Source organism: Dyella silvatica, assembly GCF_026283955.1.
Lineage (GTDB): Bacteria > Pseudomonadota > Gammaproteobacteria > Xanthomonadales > Rhodanobacteraceae > Dyella_C > Dyella_C silvatica.
This window is the reverse complement of the sequence record NZ_JAPDPE010000108.1, coordinates 1-17,978: the sequence shown is the minus strand read 5'-3', so window position 1 is coordinate 17,978 and position 17,978 is coordinate 1. Positions and strand designations below refer to the sequence as shown.

The window sequence follows — 17,978 nt, the reverse complement described above, 5'->3', positions numbered from 1 at the left end:
TTCTTCACTCATGCGCTGGTATCTGGGCTGTCGAACGCCCCACACACTATTTCGCTGCTTACCAGTGCGATCCCCTACGTTGGGCAGAACAACACGGTTCAGTACCGGATGGGTAGCGACTCACGAGTTATTACCCTCCAAGGAGGCATGACGGTTGTAGGTTCCGCACCGCAGGCATCCGACCCGCATAACGAGGCAAACTATCTGTGCATCGCATCCAATATCAATTGGAGCGGCTGCCCGGCCATGGGTACCAATACGGTTCTTGCCGAAGCGGATATCGTTATTCCACAAGGCCACAACGGAGTTGTACTGATCACTGGCAAAACCCGTATTCAGGGCGATCCGGCCGATCAAGGGGGACAGAGCTCTCTATTCTTGAGCATCGACGGAGTAACACACGGGGCGGTAGGCGTCCAAGACTTGGCGTACCCCGACGCAGTGAGCACCAGGACGCTTGGTGCGAGCTACTTGGCTACCGGCGCGAATGCGCTATCGCCAGGAACCCATCACGTGGTGCTTTACGGCCGGGCTACTGGGAGCTTTATGCACTTGGCTACAACCAAGGATCTGCCGTTGATCTGGTTTGACTAACCCTTGCCTGGGGTAAAACGGCCCCGGAGCGATATCACTTTGCATTGATCCCATCAAGCATTGAGCCACCAGGTGGCTCAATGCTTCAAAGTTCAAACTCATGAGCATCAAGAGCGCGATCAAACGGCCTCGCGACGGCCTCCTGATCGTCGCCATAATACTTCAAACCGATCTTGACCCGTTCCCGCCCGCTATCGCGGCGATGCCGGTTGGTGTCGCGCAACGAATAGACGCAGCCGCAATATTCCTGCTGATAAAAATGCTCGCGCTTGCTGATCTCGATCATGCGCTGCGAACCGTCGCCTTTGCGCCAGTTGTAGTCCCAATAGACCAGCCCTTCATACGGCGCCACCGCGCGAGCGCCGCTGTCATTGATCTGCGCCATGTTTTTCCAGCGCGAGATGCCTAGCGAACTGGTCATCACCGGGTAGCCGTGTTCATGCGCGTACAACGCCGCGCGTTCGAAGCGCATGTCGAAGCACATAGTGCAACGGATACCGCGCTCGGGTTCGTTCTCCATGCCTTTGGCGCGGGCGAACCAGTTATCCGTGTCGTAGTCGGCGTCGATAAAGGGAACGCCGTGTTTTTGCGCAAAGCGGATATTTTCCTCTTTGCGCAGCTCGTATTCCTTAATCGGATGAATGTTCGGGTTATAGAAGAAAACCGCGTAATCGATGCCGGAGGCGACAAACGCCTCCATCACCTCACCGGAGCACGGCGCACAGCACGAGTGCAGCAGCAGTCGATCACCACCGTTCGGCAGCAGCAGCTGCTCGCGCACGACCTCGCTCATAAGTCCTTGGCCACCAGCTTGATCACGCTGGAGAAATCCAGGCCGCCATGACCGGCATGGCTATTCATCGCGTAGAGATTGCGCGCCAGTTCGCCGAGTGGAATCGACGCGCCTACGCCCATAGCGGCTTCTGCGGCGAGGCCCAGGTCTTTCAGCATCAAATCGTTGCCGAAGCCACCGCTATAACCGCGCGATGCGGGTGCATGCTCCAGCACGCCGGGCCACGGATTGCAGACCTCGGTAGCCCAGCTGCGGCCGGTGCTGACGGCCATCATCTGCGACAGCACCGATGGATCGAGTCCATGCGCAACGCCCAGCGACAACGCCTCTCCGGTGACCGCCATGATCACGCCCAGCGCCATGTTGTTGCACAGTTTGGCGACTTGGCCGGCACCGCTGCCGCCGACATGGAAAATGTTCTTGCCCATGTTTTGCAAGACCGGCCGTGCACGCTCCAAGGCTAAGGCCTCACCACCGACGATGAAGGTCAGCGTGCCCGCAGCTGCGCCGGCGGTGCCACCGGAAACAGGTGCATCGAGCATCTGCAAACCGCGTGCGGCGGCAGCTTCGCAGACGCGCTTGGCCGTGGCCGGGGCAATGGTGCTGCAATCGATGACCAAGGCGCCGTCGGCAATACTCGCCAGCAAACCGGCATTGCCGAGATAAAGACCTTCAACGTGGCGGCTGGCCGGCAACATCGAGATGACGATCTCGGCATCGGCGACCGCCGTGGCAGCATCCATGGCGGCGACAGCACCCGCTGCGACCGCTGTATTCACCGCGTCCTGATTGAGGTCGAACACACGCAAGGCATGCCCTGCCTTGGCCAGATTGATGGCCATCGGGCCGCCCATATTGCCTAGCCCGATAAAAGCGATGCGGCTCATGCAGATGTCCTCGTGTGACTGTCGCTACCGAGATCAGCCAGTGGATGTTGACCATGCGCCCACGGCGCGACGAAGAAGGTGTCCGCCCATGCCGAGGTGGCTTCTGCCAACGTCGCCGGGCGCCAGTGCGGTTGGCGGTCTTTGTCGATCAGCAACGCACGGATGCCCTCGGCGAAATCGCCGTGTGCGGCGCAGTGAAGCGAGACCAGATATTCAAGGAGAAACGTATCGGCCAGCGACAGCGATGCTGCGCGACGCTGTAATTCAAACGCCAGCCGGGCCGATCCTGGCGCGCCCGAGGCCAGCGTCTGCCGCGCATTCGACAGCCAGGTATCGTCGCTGTCGTGGGTGAGAATCGCCGCTACCACCGCGTCAAGATCGTTATGTGCGCAGACCTGTGCCAGCAGCTCGCGATGCGCCTGCAACGGGCCCGGTGAAGGGACATCGGCGTGCAAGGCCAAGAGCGTGGATAGGCATTCGTGGTTATGCGTGGCATCAGCAGACCAGGCAACCTGCAACAGCGCCGAATACACCGCCTGGCGCTGCGCGTCGGGCAGGTAGTGATCGGCAAGGCCGGCATAGATGGCGTCGCCGGCGCTCAATGGCGCCCCGGTCAAGGCCAGGAATAACCCAGCGTGATCGGGCACCTTATTCAGCAGCCAACTACCGCCGACATCGGGATACAGGCCTACGGTAATTTCCGGCATCGCCAGCCTGGAGCGCTCAGTGACCACGCGATGACTGGCCCCGGCCATCAGGCCGATACCACCGCCCATGACAATGCCATGGCCCCAGCACAGCACGGGCTTGGGATACGTGTGAATGCGGTAGTCGAGACGATACTCGATAGCGAAGAAATCGCGCGCATAGGCGTTGTCGCGAATATCGCTGCCGCCGTTGGCGCGATAGTCGAGCATGCTGCGATAAAGGCCCTGCAGGTCGCCACCGGCGCAAAATGCCTTCTCGCCAGCACCCTGCAACACGACCACGGCTATCGCCTCATCGGCTGCCCACGCGTCGAGCCTGGCGTCAAGCAGGCGTGCCATATCCAGCGACAGGCCATTCAAGGTCTTCGGCGCATTGAGTGTGGCGATACCGAGACGCAAACCGTTCGCCGCGATGCGTTCTTCAAACAACACCGGTGCTTCGGTCGTGGCTTCGCTGGCTACGCTGTTCATGCGTTCTTCCATTGCGGCGTACGTTTTTCGAGAAAGGCCAGCACCCCTTCGGCCTGATCAGCGCTATCGAACAGATCGACGAAGGCCTCGCGCTCGCTTACCAATGCCGTAGCGTGACTTTGTGAGCGCGTTGCCTGTACCAGTCGCTTGCAGGCCGCGACGCTGGTCGGGCTCTGCTTTTCAGCTTTCCGCGCCCATTCGATAGCCAGTTTTTTCGCTTCGCCCTTGGCGACGACTTCTTCGACCAGGCCGATGCGCAACGCGGTCGCGGCATCCACCCGCTCACCCAGCAGAATCATCCGCTTGGCCCAACCCTCACCCACCAGACGTTGCAAGTTCTGCGTGCCACCGGCACACGGCAGCAAGCCCACACTGGCTTCCGGCAAGGCCAGTTGCGCCTGCTCTTCGGCACTGCGCAGGTCGCACGCCAGTGCACACTCCAGGCCACCGCCCATGGCATAGCCATTGATTGCCGCTATGCTGACGCCACGAAATGCGCTCAGCGCCTCGAAGGCTTCGCCAAAACGACGTGCCGCTTCGCGCGCCAGCGCCTTGTCGCCATCGGCAAACTGTTTGAGATCGGCACCAGCGGAGAAAAACTTCTCCCCCTCGCCGCTAACGACCAGCGCGTAGACGTCCCGATTCGCATTCAAATCGGCGATCAGGTCGCGCATGGCGGCAAGGCTGTCGCGAGTCCAGGTGTTGGCTGGCGGATTGGCGATGGTGACGATGGCGACATGGCCATCGATCTGCAGCTGCAGGTTGGTGTAGGACGTGCTTTTAATGAGTGTGTTCTGTTGCGAACTCATCGCAACTCCTCTTCGGTTTTGAGCAGGTGACGCGCAATGATCACGCGCATGATTTCGTTGGTGCCTTCGAGAATTTGATGTACCCGGCAATCGCGCAGCAAACGCTCGATCGGGTACTCGCGGACATAGCCATAACCACCGTGAATTTGCAGCGCCTCGTTGCAGATCGCAAACCCCGCATCGGTGGCAAAGCGCTTGGCCATGGCGCACCAGACTGTGGCATCGCTGCTGCGTGTGTCGAGCTTGTGCGCGGCGGTATGCACCATCTGCCGGGCCGCGACCAATTGCGTGGCCATATCGGCCAGCTTGAATTGCAAGGCCTGGAACTCCGCCAGCTTCTTGCCGAACTGCTGCCGCTCACCCATGTAATGACGTGCCGCATCCAGCGCGCCTTGTGCCGCACCCAGCGAACAGGCCGCAATATTGATGCGGCCGCCATCCAGGCCTTTCATGGCGATTTTGAAACCCTCGCCCTCGCTACCCAGTAGATGTCCCGCCGGCACCCGTACATCTTCAAAGGTGATGCCACGGGTAGGCTGGCTATTCCAGCCGAGCTTCTCTTCTTTGCGGCCGTAAGTGATGCCGGGTAGATCCGCAGGAACCGCGAAGGCACTAATGCCGCGTGCGCCTTCGTCACCGCTGCGCGCCATCACCACCAGCATATCGGTGACCCCTGCCCCCGAGATAAAGGCCTTGCTGCCGTTGAGCACCCACGTGTCACCGTCGCGAACGGCACGCGTCCGCAGCGATGCGGCGTCCGAGCCTGCGCCCGGTTCGGTCAGGCAGTACGAGGTAAGTTTTGCGCCGCTGGCCAGGGCCGGCCCCCACGCCTCGCATAAGGCCGGTTGGGCGTGCGCGGTCAGCATCCAGGTGGCCATATTGTGGATGCTGATAAACGCCGCGGTCGACGGATCGATGGCGGCCAGCTCCTCGAACACCACCGCCGCATCGAGCCGCCCCAGGCCCGAGCCACCGGCGGACTCATTGATATAAAGGCCGCAAAAGCCGAGCTCGCCGGCTTTGGCAATAGTCTCGCGCGGAAACTCGGCCTCGGCGTCCCAGCGGGCGGCGTGCGGCGCCAGCTCGGCCAGGGCGAAATCACGCGCTGCCTCGCGAAACGCCAGCTGCTCTTCGCTCAGCCCCGATGGCGGCGCTGTCGTTGCATGCATGTCCATGGCCATCACCTCACTTCAAGCTGATGGTGGTGTTCACGCCGACATGTAACGTGTCGTCATCGAACCAGCGCTGGGTCACCGTCTTGGTCTGGGTATAGAACAGCACGACCTGCTTGCCGTACGGCCCCAGATCGCCGAGCTTTGATGCGCGCGAGCCGGTGAACGAGAACAGCGGCACCGGCACCGGAATCGGCAGATTGATACCAACCTGGCCCACGTCGATGTCATCCTGGAAACGTCGCGCGGCAGCACCCGACTGCGTGAAGATCGCGGTGCCATTGCCGTTGGGATTGGCGTTGATCAAAGCGATCGCGTCATCCAGCGAATCGGCACTCAAGATCACCAGCACCGGGCCGAAGATTTCTTCATCGTAAATACGCATGCCGGGTTTGACGCCGGAGAAAATCGTCGGTCCGACGAAATTGCCGTTTTCATAACCGGCCACATGCGGCTTGCGGCCATCGAGCTCAAGGGTTGCACCTTGCTGCACGCCAGACTCGATATACCCTTCGACGCGCTCGCGTGCCGCGCAGGAAATCAGCGGCCCGACATCGGTGCCTGGCTCATGCCCGGCATTGACGCATAGCGTCTTTGCCTTGGCCACCAGCTCGGGAATCCACGCTTGCGCCTCGCCGACCAGCACCAGCGTCGAAGCCGCCATGCAGCGCTGTCCGGCTGCGCCAAAGGCGGCACCGGCCAAGGCATTGAGGGTTTGTTCCTTGTTGGCGTCGGCCAGCACCACCGCATGATTTTTTGCCCCCATCATGCATTGCACGCGCTTACCGGCAAGGCTGGCGCGGTGATAGACGTGGGTACCGACCTTGGTCGAACCGACGAAAGACAGCGCCTTGATATCGGGGTGATCGCAGAGGGCATTGACCACTTCTTCGCCGCCATGCACCACGTTGAGCACGCCCTTGGGCACGCCGGCCTCAAGCGCGAGCTCGACCAAACGCATGGTCACCATCGGGTCTTGCTCGGAGGGCTTGAGCACGAAGGTATTGCCGGTAGCGATCGCCATCGGAAACATCCACAGCGGAATCATCGCCGGGAAATTGAAAGGGGTGATGCCGGCGCAAACGCCCAACGGTTGCAGCAAGGTATAGGTATCGACACCGCTGGCGACATTGTTGGCCAGTTCGCCCAGCTGCAGATTACCGATGGAGGCGGCGTGCTCGACCACCTCCAGCCCACGGAAGACATCGCCTTCGGCATCAGGCAGAGTCTTGCCCTGCTCCGCCGTCAGCAGCGCTGCCAATTCGGCCATGTGCTCGCGAATCAGCTGCTGGTATTTGAGAAAAATCCGCGCACGCGTGCCGATCGGCGTCTTGCGCCAGCTCTTAAACGCTGCTTGCGCCGCAGCTACGGCCGCGTCGACCTCGTCGCGTGTGGCCATGGGCACACGCGCCAGCACCACCTGAGTTGCCGGATTGACCACATCACGCCATTGCGTCGATCTGGATTCGACGAACTTGCCATCGATCAGGAGTTTGACAGTGGCGACTTCAGTAACTGCCCGGCTCATCTCGTTCATGTTTATTGCTCCGTACACTCGCCAACCCGCGGAACGGGAGCTGCGGAACATAGAGACAAGTCGAGTCGAGGCAACCAGCAGCGGCATCGAATCAGCTCGCCTGGTTGCCCGCCGCAACGCCCGAGTAAGGGCATCGCAAAGATGCCCGCCACGGGCCGGTCTCCGGGCTTGCGAGCGATGCGCATGCATCACCCCGACACCTTCCCGCTTATCGCAGTGGTCCTCGTCGGGTTTTCTCGCCTACCGTTGCGGGGGCAGCGTCGGCATAGGACCCAATGGATCCGCACCGACTTCCCGTTTCACCCTGCGCACCCAACGGCGGCAGGACACCTGTGGCTCGCGCAGTGTAGGTCCGGTGGCATAGGTGGACAAGGTCCGGCGCAGCAGAGTGTGCACAGCCTCGCGGCTACGCTCGCGTATGGAGACATCGTGAACAGGCTCTTAGGCCACCGCCGGGCCCGTTGCTTCCCTTGGAAAGCAACGGTCTTACAAGGCCGAGTGTGATGTCACGGAGGATTGCCCAGAGCGGCAAAGATGCCCGTCCCTGGGCGGTCCTTCTCCTTCATCGTCCAGTGCGCGGGGCCGCGTATGACTGGACACACCGAGCATAGGCAGTGAATTCAAGCCTGCCATTCAGACGACTCCGAAAAATACCGCCGATTGGCGATGGCGCCACTCAAGCGATCCAGCGCACTCAACCGCACCATGAAATATCGGTGACAAATTTTTGACGTGACCTGCACATGGCGCTTGGCGTTGACCGACTAAGCGCATGCTTGGCCATCGCCGGTCATCCTCGTGTAACAACGGCGCTGGACCCAAGGCACCGCGGCTATCTACTATCGGCGCAGATCCCCCACCGGTAACTGCCCGTGAAACGATTGGTTCTTTCTACGCTTGCTTTCTCTACGCTCGCCCTCTCCATCGCTACTGCCGTACAGGCAGTCGATGCGCCGACATTCGATCCGACACGACTGTCAGCCGATGTGAAGACACTGTCATCCGATGCTTTTGAAGGCCGTGGCCCGGCAACGGAAGGCGAGACGAAGACCGTCGATTACGTGGTTGGGCAATTGAAAGCCGCTGGCCTGCAGCCGGGTGGCGACTTGAAGAACGGCAAGCGCGCATGGACTCAGGCCGTGCCGCTGTTGCGCGCGGAGATTGTCGGCACCCCCGTGCTTACGCTGAAGATCGACGGCAAGAACCGCAGCTTGACCCAGGGCAATGAGATCGCCGTACGCGCACCGTTGAATGGCTCCAAGGGTGTCGCTATCGCCAATGCACCACTGGTTTTCGTCGGCTATGGCGTGACCGCGCCGGAGCGTCAGTGGGACGATTTCAAGGGCGTCGATCTGCACGGCAAGATCGCGGTGGTGTTGATCAACGATCCGGATTTCGAAACCGGCGTCGGCGATTTCGGCGGCAAGGCGATGACGTATTACGGCCGCTGGACCTACAAATTCGAGGAAGCCGCCCGGCGTGGCGCGGTGGGCATGCTGATTGTGCATGAAACCGAGCCAGCATCGTATGGCTGGGCCACGGTAAAGAACTCCAATACCAACACCATGTTCGACGTGGTCCGCGATCATCCGTCTGCGGTGCACCCACAGCTGGAAGGCTGGATTCAACGCGATCTCGCCGTGGAGCTGTTCAAGCATGCCGGCCTGGATTTCGATGCGTTGAAAAAGCAGGCACAGACCCGCGAATTCAAGCCGGTGACGCTGACTGGCGAAAGTTTCTCGGCCAAGTACAGCGTGGATGCGGGCGTCATCACCTCGCACAACATCGTCGGCCGCCTCGAAGGCAGCAAACGCCCCGACGAGACCGTGATCTATAGCGCACACTGGGATCACCTGGGCGTCGGCGAACCGGATGCCAAAGGCGATCGCATTTATAACGGCGCCGTGGATAACGGCACCGGCACGGCGGCACTGATCGAGCTGGCTCGCGCTTTCGCCAAGGCGCCACGACCGGAACGCTCCATCGTGTTCCTCAATGTCACCGCCGAAGAAAAAGGCTTGCTCGGCTCGGAGTATTACGCCTCCAAGCCGCTTTATGCGTTGGGTAAAACCGTGGGCGTGCTCAATATGGATGCACTCGATCCGCATGGCCCCGCGCGCAACTTCACCATCTCCGGCAGCGCCAAGCTCGACCTGCTCGATCAGCTGACCGCCACCGCGAAGAAATGGAATTTGACCTACAGCCCCGATCCTAAACCCGAAGCCGGACACTTCTTCCGCTCCGATCATTTCCCCTTCGCCAAGCGCGGCGTACCGGCGATTTCGTTCGGCTCTGGCAATGACTGGGAAGATGGCGGCACCGCCGCGGGCAAAGCCTCGGAGGACGAATACACCGCCAATCATTACCACCAGCCCTCCGACGAATGGCAGGCCAGCTGGGCCTTCACCGGCATGGCACGCGATCTGCAAATTCTCTACACGCTGGGTAGCGACCTGGCCAACTCGGATAGCTGGCCGAACTGGAGCAAGGATTCCGAGTTCCGTGCGGCGCGCGACGCCAGTGCCGCCGAGCGCAAGTAGGCATCTGCGATAAAGCTCATGACGGCCTGCCTATGCAGGCCGTTTTCTCGTGCGTGTACCCAGCGCGTGTCGTATCAGCACTGACAACATGCCAAGGCACGAAGACACCTGCGCACAGGAACTTGCGACGGCCATAAGACGGTCTGCCTGAACAAAAACGCCCTTTGCGGCTTATCGATTCATCTTCACTGACACGCCCAGGCACCCGCCTAGACATCGCCACAGCACTGTAACCTGTGGCCGCCACGCTGGCAGGCACTCTTCGGTAGGACTGCTTGCGTGCGCATGGCTTCATGGTTTTTCGGCAAAGATCGACATCCACTGGTCGCCCATTTGTTGGCGGGCAGTGCGGCCTTTCTGGCCTACGCCTCGATGTACGCGTTTCGCAAACCGTTTACCGCCGCCTCGTTCGAAGGGCTGCATTTTGCCGGGGTCGATTACAAAGTATGGCTGGTGATCGCCCAGGTGCTCGGCTACATGCTGAGCAAGTTCCGTGGCATTACCTGGATCGCCGAAATGCAGCGGCAAAGCCGCGCTCGCGCCCTGGCCGGACTGATCGGCTTTGCCTGGGCGGCCCTGCTTGGCTTTGCCTTGTTACCCGCGCCGTGGAATATCGTCTTCCTGTTTCTTAACGGCTTGCCGCTAGGCATGGTCTGGGGGGTCATTTTTGGCTATCTGGAAGGTCGCCGCGGCACCGAGCTGATGGCCGCCTGTATGTGCGCCAGTTTTATCGTCGCCTCAGGCGTGGTGAAGTCGATCGGTATGTGGCTGATGGTCAGCCATGGGGTCAGTGAATTCTGGATGCCCTTCGTCACCGCGCTGCTGTTTATACCGCCACTGTGTCTGTCGGTATGGATGCTGGAAAGCCTGCCTGCGCCCAGCGCCGCCGACATTGCCGCGCGCAGTGCGCGGGTGCCGATGGATGCAAGCAGCCGGCGGGCCTTTCTGCTGCGCTTTCTCCCCGGCGTGGCGATGATTGTGATCGCCTACGTAGCCTTGACGGTGGCACGCGATTTTCGCGACAACTTCGCCGCCGAGATCTGGACCGACCTTGGCCGCGGTGGCGATGCCTCGGTATTTACCGCCACCGAAGTGCCGATCGCTATCGCCGTGTTGTTGATTACCGCCAGCACCATGGTGGTACGCGACAATCTCAAGGCGCTGATGCTTAATCACTTGCTGATCTTTAGCGGTTTCGCCATCGCAGTGCTGGCGACCTGGTTGCACAGCATCGGCCATCTCGACCCGCTGGGCTGGATCGGCGGTAGCGGCTTTGGCCTGTACCTGGCTTACGTGCCTTATAACTCCACGTTCTTCGAACGCATGCTGGCAACCTTTCGGGTCGCAGGCAATGTGGGCTTTGTGATGTATATCGCCGATTCAAGCGGCTATCTGGGCAGCGTCGCGGTGATTCTGCTGAAAGAATTTGGCGGCATGCATTTGTCTTGGGCGGTCTTTTACGCCAATACCGTGGTCACCTTGTCGAGCATCGGCATGTTGATCACCCTGATTTCGGCGGTCTACTTCAAGACCAAGGCACGCCAGGCCAGCGTATCCCTTGCCTACCTGGCTGAGCCGGCTCACTCCATGGCGACTGGCACGGTTCGTCGCTAAAACCCAATGGCATGATGCGCGCTGGCAGCCGTGCCAGCGCCACACCGACATGTACGCGCCCCGCGCTGCCCCACTGCCTAGCAGTCCATTGCACAAGGGGATGTCATGTCTATTGATAGATTTCGCCGCGGTTTGATCTGCCTTGCCGCGACGCTGCTTACGCTGAGCGGTGCGGCATATGCCGACACACCGGCCCAGCCAGCGGCCACCCCCTCGCCCGACGCCGCGACGATTCTGCGCAATGCACGCAAAATCGTCACCCTTGATGGCATCCAGAGCATGACGACGGTGGAGCTTGGCGGTATCGCGCAAGCGATCTCGGTTCGCGGCCGGCATCGCGATAATCCGATCTTGCTGTTTCTTCACGGCGGCCCTTCGCTGACATCGATGCCGGCCAGTTACAGCTATGCCGCTCCGTGGGAGGAGTACTTCACGGTGGTGCAATGGGATCAGCGTGGCGCTGGAAAAACCTATCGCGCGAATGATCCCGACAAGGTGGCGCCGACGATGAGCGACGAGCGCATGCTGGCCGATGCCGAAGCGCTGGTGACCTGGCTGCGCAAGACCTATCACAAACAGAAAATCGTCCTGGTCGGCCACTCATGGGGCAGCATTCTTGGGGTGAAGCTGGCACAACGCCACCCGGATTGGTTTTATGCCTATGTCGGCGCAGGCCAAGTGGTGAACATGCAGCAAAGCGAGGCGATGGGTTATCAGGCCACCCTGGATGCGGCGCGGCGCGATAACAATGCCGAAGCGGTGAAAGCCCTGGAAAGCATTGCGCCCTACCCCGACCCGCAGCTCGCCAGCAACCCGGAAGCGGTCAAGGCGGCGTTTGCCAAGCTCAGTGTCGACCGCCAATGGATGTCTCGCTACGGCGGCTATTTTCATGGCGAGAAAGCCGGTCATGATCCGCAGTTGATGTCGATCAGCCCCGATTACGACGCCAAAGATCTCCAAGCCCGTGATGCCGGCAGTGAGTTCAGCATTCCCTTGCTATGGGCGGAGATGATGAAAGTCGACTTTACCGATACCACCCACTTTGACTGCCCGGTAATACTTTTTCATGGCCGTCACGACCTCATCGTATCGGCCACACTAGCCAGCCGCTGGTTTGCCACGCTGAAGGCGCCGCAGAAGAAAATGATCTGGTTCGAAGACTCCTCACACATCTTGTTTGAAGAAGAATCCGGCAAGTTCTTTCTCAGCCTGGTACAGGATGTGTTGCCGTTGACCCACGATGCCAAGCCATGACATCGAGGTGTTGACCGGCACCATGTAGTTGCCGCGCCAGCAGCCACGGATGCTGATCTGAATGCCTGGCAGCGCCGCGAAAACAGCGATGTCAGACAACCTATCGAGGTCACGATGCGACAGCTCATCGGATAAAGCCATCAAAACACCCACTGACCTCACACCGGACTGCTTAGCCCGCGCCGACGAGACGATGACCTTTTGCTGCGATGAACAGGCATGTTCAACGCGAGTTGAGCCGCTTTGGCTAAAAGGCAGCCAGGCGATACGCTAAGGTTGCCCACCCATGGACGACAGGCATATACCACGTGGCTTCAGTGCGGCATGCAACTCAAATAGGCGTCACTCGATTTACCCGCGGCATCAGAACGGCCTGGCTGATGTCCAGCTTCACGGCCACCATGGTCATCCCCTTCTATTTCATGAGTCACGCAGATCACGGCAAAGCACCGATGAGCTGGCAATTTGCCGCGTCTGCCGCGGCCGGCATGTTCGCCTTCGTACTATTTTTATGCAGCTATATGGGCGTGCAACGAGTGGAAATCGACACCGTTCACGGATCCATCAAATTTGCCAATCTGTACAGTCATCAACGGTGGCGTGAGTTCAAGGCAAGCGAGGTCATCTCGATAAGGCGACTGTGTGGATATCATAATGACGGCTTGTTGATGGAGCTTGCTCCATCGCGTGGGCGCTCATGGAATGACGCCAACTTTTTCAACACCGATACTATCGGCGACAGCAACTCCGCACTGATACTGGCGCTGGTCGGCCAAGTCACCGCGATCAAGCCGAACATGAAAGTGGACGGGCTACTGCCGCAATATCAAGGGCCGTTGCCACGAGGCTCCTGACCCTTCTATGGCCCATGACTCAGCGCCTCCAGGGGCTCATAGACCACGCATAGAGCATGCACAGGACGTTATGCGAATCAACTTCAAATCAAGCAGCTTCGCCCTTCTCATGCTGCTCGCGTGCAGCGCAAACGCCGATTGCGTGAAGCTGAATTCGAGCACCGGCAATGACGAGCTGTGCGCAGCCCTAGGCAAAGTGCAGGCCAAAGACGCGCACGGCACGGTCAAGCTTGATCCGAAAATCATCTCGCAGATCAGGCAGTCCGATGAGTTTTTCACGCTCGATGCATTCCCGGCACCGAGCAGCGGAAAAGACTCGGTGATCTTTGTCAGAGTCCCCTCGGTGCCGGAGGCCGCTGGCCAGGGTTACTGCGGCGCCGGTCACGAGGACTACATGCTGCTCGTCGAAAAGCAGGACCGCTCGCTGCGTTTACTCGATCGCCTGCTGATTCAAAGTTGCCTGAAAAATATCAATCTCGCATCGGATCAAAGCGACAACCCACGGCTCGCCGTAAAAGCCGGCGTGGCTCCGGTCATCGCCAGCTTCGACTTGATGTCAGCCGACGATGTACCGGCCAAAACCAAGCAGGTCGTGCTGAAAGACCGCAAACTTTTGCTGATCGACGCAGCACATCCTTAGCCGTGCTGGCGTCAGTGCTGTTTCTTGCTTCGAATGGGGCTGTCCGCACTGTGGCTTCGCTGCCATATCGCATCCAGCAGGGCAGCTCCTGCTTCGGCCAGGCTGCCATCGTTGTGGATGACCAGGGCATCCTGAGGCGCTTCATAGGCATCGCTGCGGGCCAATCGCGCGGCGATATCGGCGGCGCTTTCGCGGCCACGCGCGGCCAGGCGTGCGGCAATCGCCTCGCGGCTGGCGGTGATCAAGACCGGCTGCAATGCGGGAAAACGCTCACGAGCTTGCTCGTAGGCATCGCGCGATCCGTTGACCAAGACATCGGCGCCGCGATGCAGCCAATGCTCGATTTCGCGACCGATACCGTAGTGCAGGCCATGTGCCTGCCAGGTCAGGGCGAATAAACCACGCAGGGCACGCGACTCGAATTCCGCATCGCTTAGCGCTACATGGTTCTCGCCGCCGGCATGAGCCGGCCGGGTGATATAGCGATGCGCGCAAAGCACACCCTGCGGAATACCGTGCTCGCGTACCCAGCTCAGCACGCTGTCTTTACCCGCGCCGGATGGCCCCATCACGTAGTACAAACGGCCGCCGCTCATGCTGCCTTCCCCATGCGTAGTGGCACCCGTTCAATCATTTCGAAATCCGCGCCGGGCGACACTTCGCGGCAGATGGTTAAAGCATCGATGTTGACGGATGAAAGCGATGTCATCAGCTGCGCCAACGCTTCGTGCATGACATGTTCCTCATGCGCAGAAGCGGATGCGGACAGGGTCATGTGAAAGCGGTAGCGATCGAGCACGTAGGGATAGCCATAGCGTCGCAGTAGCGCGAGCCCGGTAGCATCCAGGCCTGCGGCACGGCGCTGGATAACCGCCTCGGTGACCGGTGCGCGAATGGGCTCTAACGCATCCAGGCACGCTGCGGCCAAGGCATCGACGGCAGCTTGTTCCGCCGACGGCCGCAGTGCCAGAAAGCCGGCCAGTCGATCCAGTTGCAAGGGCAATACAAAGCTCGTCGTGCGCTGTGCGACGGCCAGCACAGCTTGGCGTAGATCTTCGTAGCTAGCGCCTGCCGCCAGCGCAAACGGCGCGTGTATCGTGGCATGCCAGCCATAGCGTCGCGCATCGCTTAGCAGTGCGTTCAGCCGCTCCGAGGCGATACCCGGCAAGACACTCGTCGCCAGCCATTGGCGGCCGAGGCGATCCAGTTCGCTGCCCGATGGCGGACAGTAATAAACCGCGTAGCGCATCAATCGTCCGCCATCAGTATGAGTTGCACCCAGTCGCCGGAAAAACGCGTGATGCCGTACTGCACCGGCATGCCGCGCGGATCGGCATTGATCGATTGCACGTGCAGCACCGGCCGGTTCGGCGCCTGCTTCATCAGCTTGGCGGTCGCCGCTTCGGGCAGACGCGCTGATACACGCGTGTGTTTGCGCACATAGTCATTGACGCCAAACTCACTCAGCGTGCGAGTCACTGATTGCAGTCGCCGGTATACCTCGGGTAGCCCGGGAAAGCGCGCGGCGGGAAAATAAGCCGTACTGTGATCGACGATATGCCCATCGGCATGGCTTAAGGTATCGATGCGATAGACGTATTCATTACGTCCCAGCCCCAGCGCTTCGGCTACCTGGGTGGGCGGAATTTCGCGCGACTCCGCCAGAAACTCGATATCAGCCTCAACGTTGAGGTTGCGCAGGTTCTGGGTAAAGCGGGTGCGCTTGCTGATCGCGTAATCCAGCGTCTGCTCTTGCACAAAGGTGCCGCGGCCTTGCTCGGTGCGTACCAGATTGCGCTGCTCCAGCGCCGCCATCGCGCGGCGCACGGTGTGCCGATTAACATCAAAGCGGGCCGCCAGCTCTTGCGCCGATGGCAGTTGGTCGCCCTGGCGCAGGCGCCCTTTGAGAATGTCATCGGCAAGGATTTCGCCGATCTGGCTCCATAGCGCGATGCCGCGCCCTCGTTCTATTTCGCTCATGCCTTGGCCCTCATACCAGTTCACCCGCCTGTCTATTCACCGTCACGGCAGCGGCACGCTGGCCTGCTGGAATATGTCTTCGAAGGGGCAACTCTGCGCCCCGCCCTGTATAGATAACTAGACAAATGTGACAAACCAAGGAACCTGTATGGACTCCTCCCCCCACCTGGCGCGCCAACAATGGATGTCATTGCTGGCGCAAGCCGAACCTGGCGAGTTGGCCACGGCGATGGAAGCCTTTGCGCTGCCCGCCGATGCCACCTGGCTGCGACCGCCACAGACTGGCTTGTATATGTTGCGCGGCCGTGTCGGTGGTACCGGCCCGCAATTCAATCTCGGTGAAGTCACCGTCACCCGCTGCAGCGTGCAGATCGGTACCCGCGTCGGCCATGCCTGGGTCCGTGGCGGCAACAGCCGGCACGCCGAGCTGGCCGCCTATGCCGATGCCCTTTTGCAGGACAACGAGCAACACCCCCAACTGAGCCAGCACGTGCTCGAGCCGCTGCGGCAGGCGCTGCAAGCCCGGCGCGATGCCGCCAGCCGCAAGGCCGCGGCGAGCAAGGTGGAATTCTTTACTGTGGTGAGAGGTGAATGATGCTTGCTGCCTTTGCTGACCCCGTTTTCGACAGCCAGCGCAACTTCCGTGAAATGCTGCAGGCGATGGCTCGCCCGATGCAGCCGCGCGAGTTGCCGCTGTTACCACCGTCGCCGGCACCGATTACCCCTGCCGCGATGGCGTTGTTGCTGACCTTGTGCGACGCCACGACCTCGGTGTGGCTGCAACAGCCCAATGACGAGGCGATGCATCATCTGCGCTTTCACACCGGTACCCGCCTAGCCGAAAACCCGGCCGAAGCCGATTTTGCGCTGATCTCCGACCCGGCAAACATGCCGCCGCTGGCGACCTTTGCGCATGGCGACATGCGTTATCCGGATCGCTCTGCCAGCTTGATCGTGCAGGTTGAAGGGTTTCGTACCGATGCCGGCGCGCACTTTGCCGGCCCCGGCATCCGCGATACGGCTCAGTTAGCCATCGACGGTTTGCCAGAGCGCTTCTGGCAACAGCGTGCCGAGATGGCAGCGCAGCTGCCGCTGGGCATCGATTTGTATTTTGTCGCCGCACGTCGCGTGGCCGCACTGCCGCGCACGACCCGCAAGCTGGAGAGCTGAATGTACGTTGCCGTGAAAGGTGGCGAACAGGCGATCGCCCGTTCGCTGGAATTACTCGCCGAAGCACGCCGTGGCGATACCGCCGTGCCGGAGCTGGAGTTGACGCAAATCCGTCAACAGTTGCGCCTGGGCCTGGCGCGGGTGATGCAAGAAGGCTCGCTGTACGACGAAGAGCTGGCCGCACTGGCGATCCGCCAGGCCGCCGGCGACATGTTGGAAGCGATTTTTTTGTTGCGCGCCTATCGCACCACGCTGCCTCGCTTTGGCTATACCGAGGCACTGGATACCACCGCGATGCGGGTGCGCCGGCGCGTCTCGGGCACATTTAAAGACGTCCCCGGCGGGCAGGTGCTTGGCCCGACCTACGACTACACCCAGCGTCTGCTGGAGTTTGGCCCGACGCCGGCCACCCACGTGGTTGAAGCAGAGGAACCACTGGCCGCATCGATGCCTCGTGTACTGGATCTGCTCGACGCCGAAGCCTTGATCGAACGGATCGATCCCGGCAGCGATCCGGAGCCGGTCGATCTGACCCGCGAGCCGCTGATGTTTCCCGCCAACCGCGCCACCCGCTTGCAGAATCTGGCACGTGGCGACGAAGGCTTTTTGCTGAGCATGGCTTATTCGACCCAGCGCGGCTATGCCGAAAGCCATCCATTCGCCGGTGAAATCCGCATGGGCGAAGTCGATGTGCTGGTGTGCCCGGAAGAACTCGGCTTTGCCATCGAAATCGGCTCGATCACCCTTACCGAGTGCCAGATGATTAACCAGTTTCACGGCGGCAACGGGCTGCCACCGCAGTTCACCCGCGGCTATGGCCTGAGCATGGGCGAAGGCGAACGCAAAGCCATGTCGATGGCCTTGGTCGATCGCACCCTGCGTTGCGATGAGCTGGGTGAAGCCTCGTATGCGCCGGCGCAAAATCAGGAGTTTGTGCTGTCGCATTCGGACAGTGT

At 60.7% G+C, this 17,978-nt stretch carries 18 protein-coding genes and 1 riboswitch; of the genes, 9 read left to right on the top strand and 9 right to left on the bottom strand.

Features of this window, described 5'->3' with window-relative positions; translation table 11 throughout:
- Positions 1–594 (top strand): hypothetical protein (locus OUZ52_RS18065; protein WP_266159924.1); only part of this gene is annotated, 594 nt, incomplete at its 5' end.
- Between the two features lie 85 nt (positions 595–679).
- Here OUZ52_RS18065 and OUZ52_RS18060 read toward each other — a convergent pair.
- Genes OUZ52_RS18060 through OUZ52_RS18035 form a run of 6 tightly spaced genes read right to left on the bottom strand, consistent with a single transcriptional unit; the run spans position 680 to position 6,961 of the window.
- Positions 680–1,387, bottom strand: coding sequence for an epoxyqueuosine reductase QueH (locus OUZ52_RS18060; protein WP_266159923.1), 708 nt, complete (start codon positions 1,385–1,387; stop codon positions 680–682).
- Entirely contained in the window at positions 1,384–2,274 is an 891-nt protein-coding gene (mmsB, locus tag OUZ52_RS18055) for a 3-hydroxyisobutyrate dehydrogenase (protein ID WP_266159922.1), read from the bottom strand. The genes OUZ52_RS18060 and mmsB overlap by 4 nt, the downstream gene beginning before the upstream one ends.
- Positions 2,271–3,452 (bottom strand): enoyl-CoA hydratase/isomerase family protein, encoded by a 1,182-nt coding sequence (locus OUZ52_RS18050; RefSeq protein WP_266159921.1) that lies wholly within the window; start codon positions 3,450–3,452, stop codon positions 2,271–2,273. Before OUZ52_RS18050 ends, mmsB begins: the two co-directional genes overlap by 4 nt.
- A complete protein-coding gene (locus tag OUZ52_RS18045) occupies positions 3,449–4,261 on the bottom strand; it encodes an enoyl-CoA hydratase (RefSeq protein ID WP_266159920.1) in 813 nt (270 codons plus the stop codon). Before OUZ52_RS18045 ends, OUZ52_RS18050 begins: the two co-directional genes overlap by 4 nt.
- Positions 4,258–5,436, bottom strand: a complete 1,179-nt coding sequence (locus OUZ52_RS18040) for an acyl-CoA dehydrogenase family protein (RefSeq protein ID WP_266159919.1) — start codon at positions 5,434–5,436, stop codon at positions 4,258–4,260. The genes OUZ52_RS18045 and OUZ52_RS18040 overlap by 4 nt, the downstream gene beginning before the upstream one ends.
- A 10-nt stretch (positions 5,437–5,446) precedes the next feature.
- The gene (locus tag OUZ52_RS18035) at positions 5,447–6,961 is read right to left on the bottom strand and encodes a CoA-acylating methylmalonate-semialdehyde dehydrogenase (protein WP_266159926.1); all 1,515 of its coding nucleotides are present in this window, start codon (positions 6,959–6,961) and stop codon (positions 5,447–5,449) included.
- A gap of 145 nt (positions 6,962–7,106) precedes the next feature.
- Positions 7,107–7,319, bottom strand: a riboswitch (cobalamin riboswitch).
- Between the two features lie 532 nt (positions 7,320–7,851).
- On the opposite strand from OUZ52_RS18035, the gene OUZ52_RS18030 reads away from it, so the two are divergent.
- The 5 genes from OUZ52_RS18030 (at position 7,852) to OUZ52_RS18010 (ending at position 13,872) form a co-directional block, all read left to right on the top strand.
- Positions 7,852–9,510 (top strand): M28 family metallopeptidase, encoded by a 1,659-nt coding sequence (locus OUZ52_RS18030; RefSeq protein WP_266159925.1) that lies wholly within the window; start codon positions 7,852–7,854, stop codon positions 9,508–9,510.
- Between the two features lie 285 nt (positions 9,511–9,795).
- On the top strand, positions 9,796–11,124 hold the full coding sequence (locus OUZ52_RS18025; protein ID WP_266159918.1) for a DUF5690 family protein: 1,329 nt from the start codon (positions 9,796–9,798) through the stop codon (positions 11,122–11,124).
- A 105-nt stretch (positions 11,125–11,229) separates the two neighbouring features.
- Entirely contained in the window at positions 11,230–12,378 is a 1,149-nt protein-coding gene (locus OUZ52_RS18020) for an alpha/beta hydrolase (RefSeq protein ID WP_266159917.1), read from the top strand.
- Between the two features lie 380 nt (positions 12,379–12,758).
- The gene (locus tag OUZ52_RS18015) at positions 12,759–13,232 is read left to right on the top strand and encodes a hypothetical protein (protein ID WP_266159916.1); all 474 of its coding nucleotides are present in this window, start codon (positions 12,759–12,761) and stop codon (positions 13,230–13,232) included.
- A 142-nt stretch (positions 13,233–13,374) separates the two neighbouring features.
- On the top strand, positions 13,375–13,872 hold the full coding sequence (locus OUZ52_RS18010) for a hypothetical protein (RefSeq protein ID WP_266159915.1): 498 nt from the start codon (positions 13,375–13,377) through the stop codon (positions 13,870–13,872).
- A gap of 11 nt (positions 13,873–13,883) precedes the next feature.
- Here OUZ52_RS18010 and phnN read toward each other — a convergent pair whose 3' ends face one another.
- The 3 genes from phnN to phnF are packed head-to-tail and all read right to left on the bottom strand — an operon-like array spanning position 13,884 to position 15,852.
- Positions 13,884–14,468: a phosphonate metabolism protein/1,5-bisphosphokinase (PRPP-forming) PhnN gene (gene phnN / locus OUZ52_RS18005; protein ID WP_266159914.1), complete on the bottom strand. Its 585-nt coding sequence runs from the start codon at positions 14,466–14,468 to the stop codon at positions 13,884–13,886.
- Positions 14,465–15,121 carry a DUF1045 domain-containing protein gene (locus tag OUZ52_RS18000; protein WP_266159913.1) on the bottom strand — a complete coding sequence of 219 codons (657 nt, stop codon included), beginning with the start codon at positions 15,119–15,121 and terminating at the stop codon, positions 14,465–14,467. Before OUZ52_RS18000 ends, phnN begins: the two co-directional genes overlap by 4 nt.
- Positions 15,121–15,852, bottom strand: a complete 732-nt coding sequence (gene phnF, locus OUZ52_RS17995; protein ID WP_266159912.1) for a phosphonate metabolism transcriptional regulator PhnF — start codon at positions 15,850–15,852, stop codon at positions 15,121–15,123. Before phnF ends, OUZ52_RS18000 begins: the two co-directional genes overlap by 1 nt.
- Before the next feature lie 148 nt (positions 15,853–16,000).
- On the opposite strand from phnF, the gene phnG reads away from it, so the two are divergent.
- The 3 genes from phnG to OUZ52_RS17980 all read left to right on the top strand — a co-directional run.
- The gene (gene phnG, locus OUZ52_RS17990) at positions 16,001–16,447 is read left to right on the top strand and encodes a phosphonate C-P lyase system protein PhnG (RefSeq protein WP_266159911.1); all 447 of its coding nucleotides are present in this window, start codon (positions 16,001–16,003) and stop codon (positions 16,445–16,447) included.
- Positions 16,444–17,022 carry a phosphonate C-P lyase system protein PhnH gene (phnH, locus tag OUZ52_RS17985; protein WP_266159910.1) on the top strand — a complete coding sequence of 193 codons (579 nt, stop codon included), beginning with the start codon at positions 16,444–16,446 and terminating at the stop codon, positions 17,020–17,022. Before phnG ends, phnH begins: the two co-directional genes overlap by 4 nt.
- The coding region (locus OUZ52_RS17980) for a carbon-phosphorus lyase complex subunit (RefSeq protein ID WP_266159909.1) at positions 17,023–17,978 on the top strand (956 nt) is incomplete at its 3' end.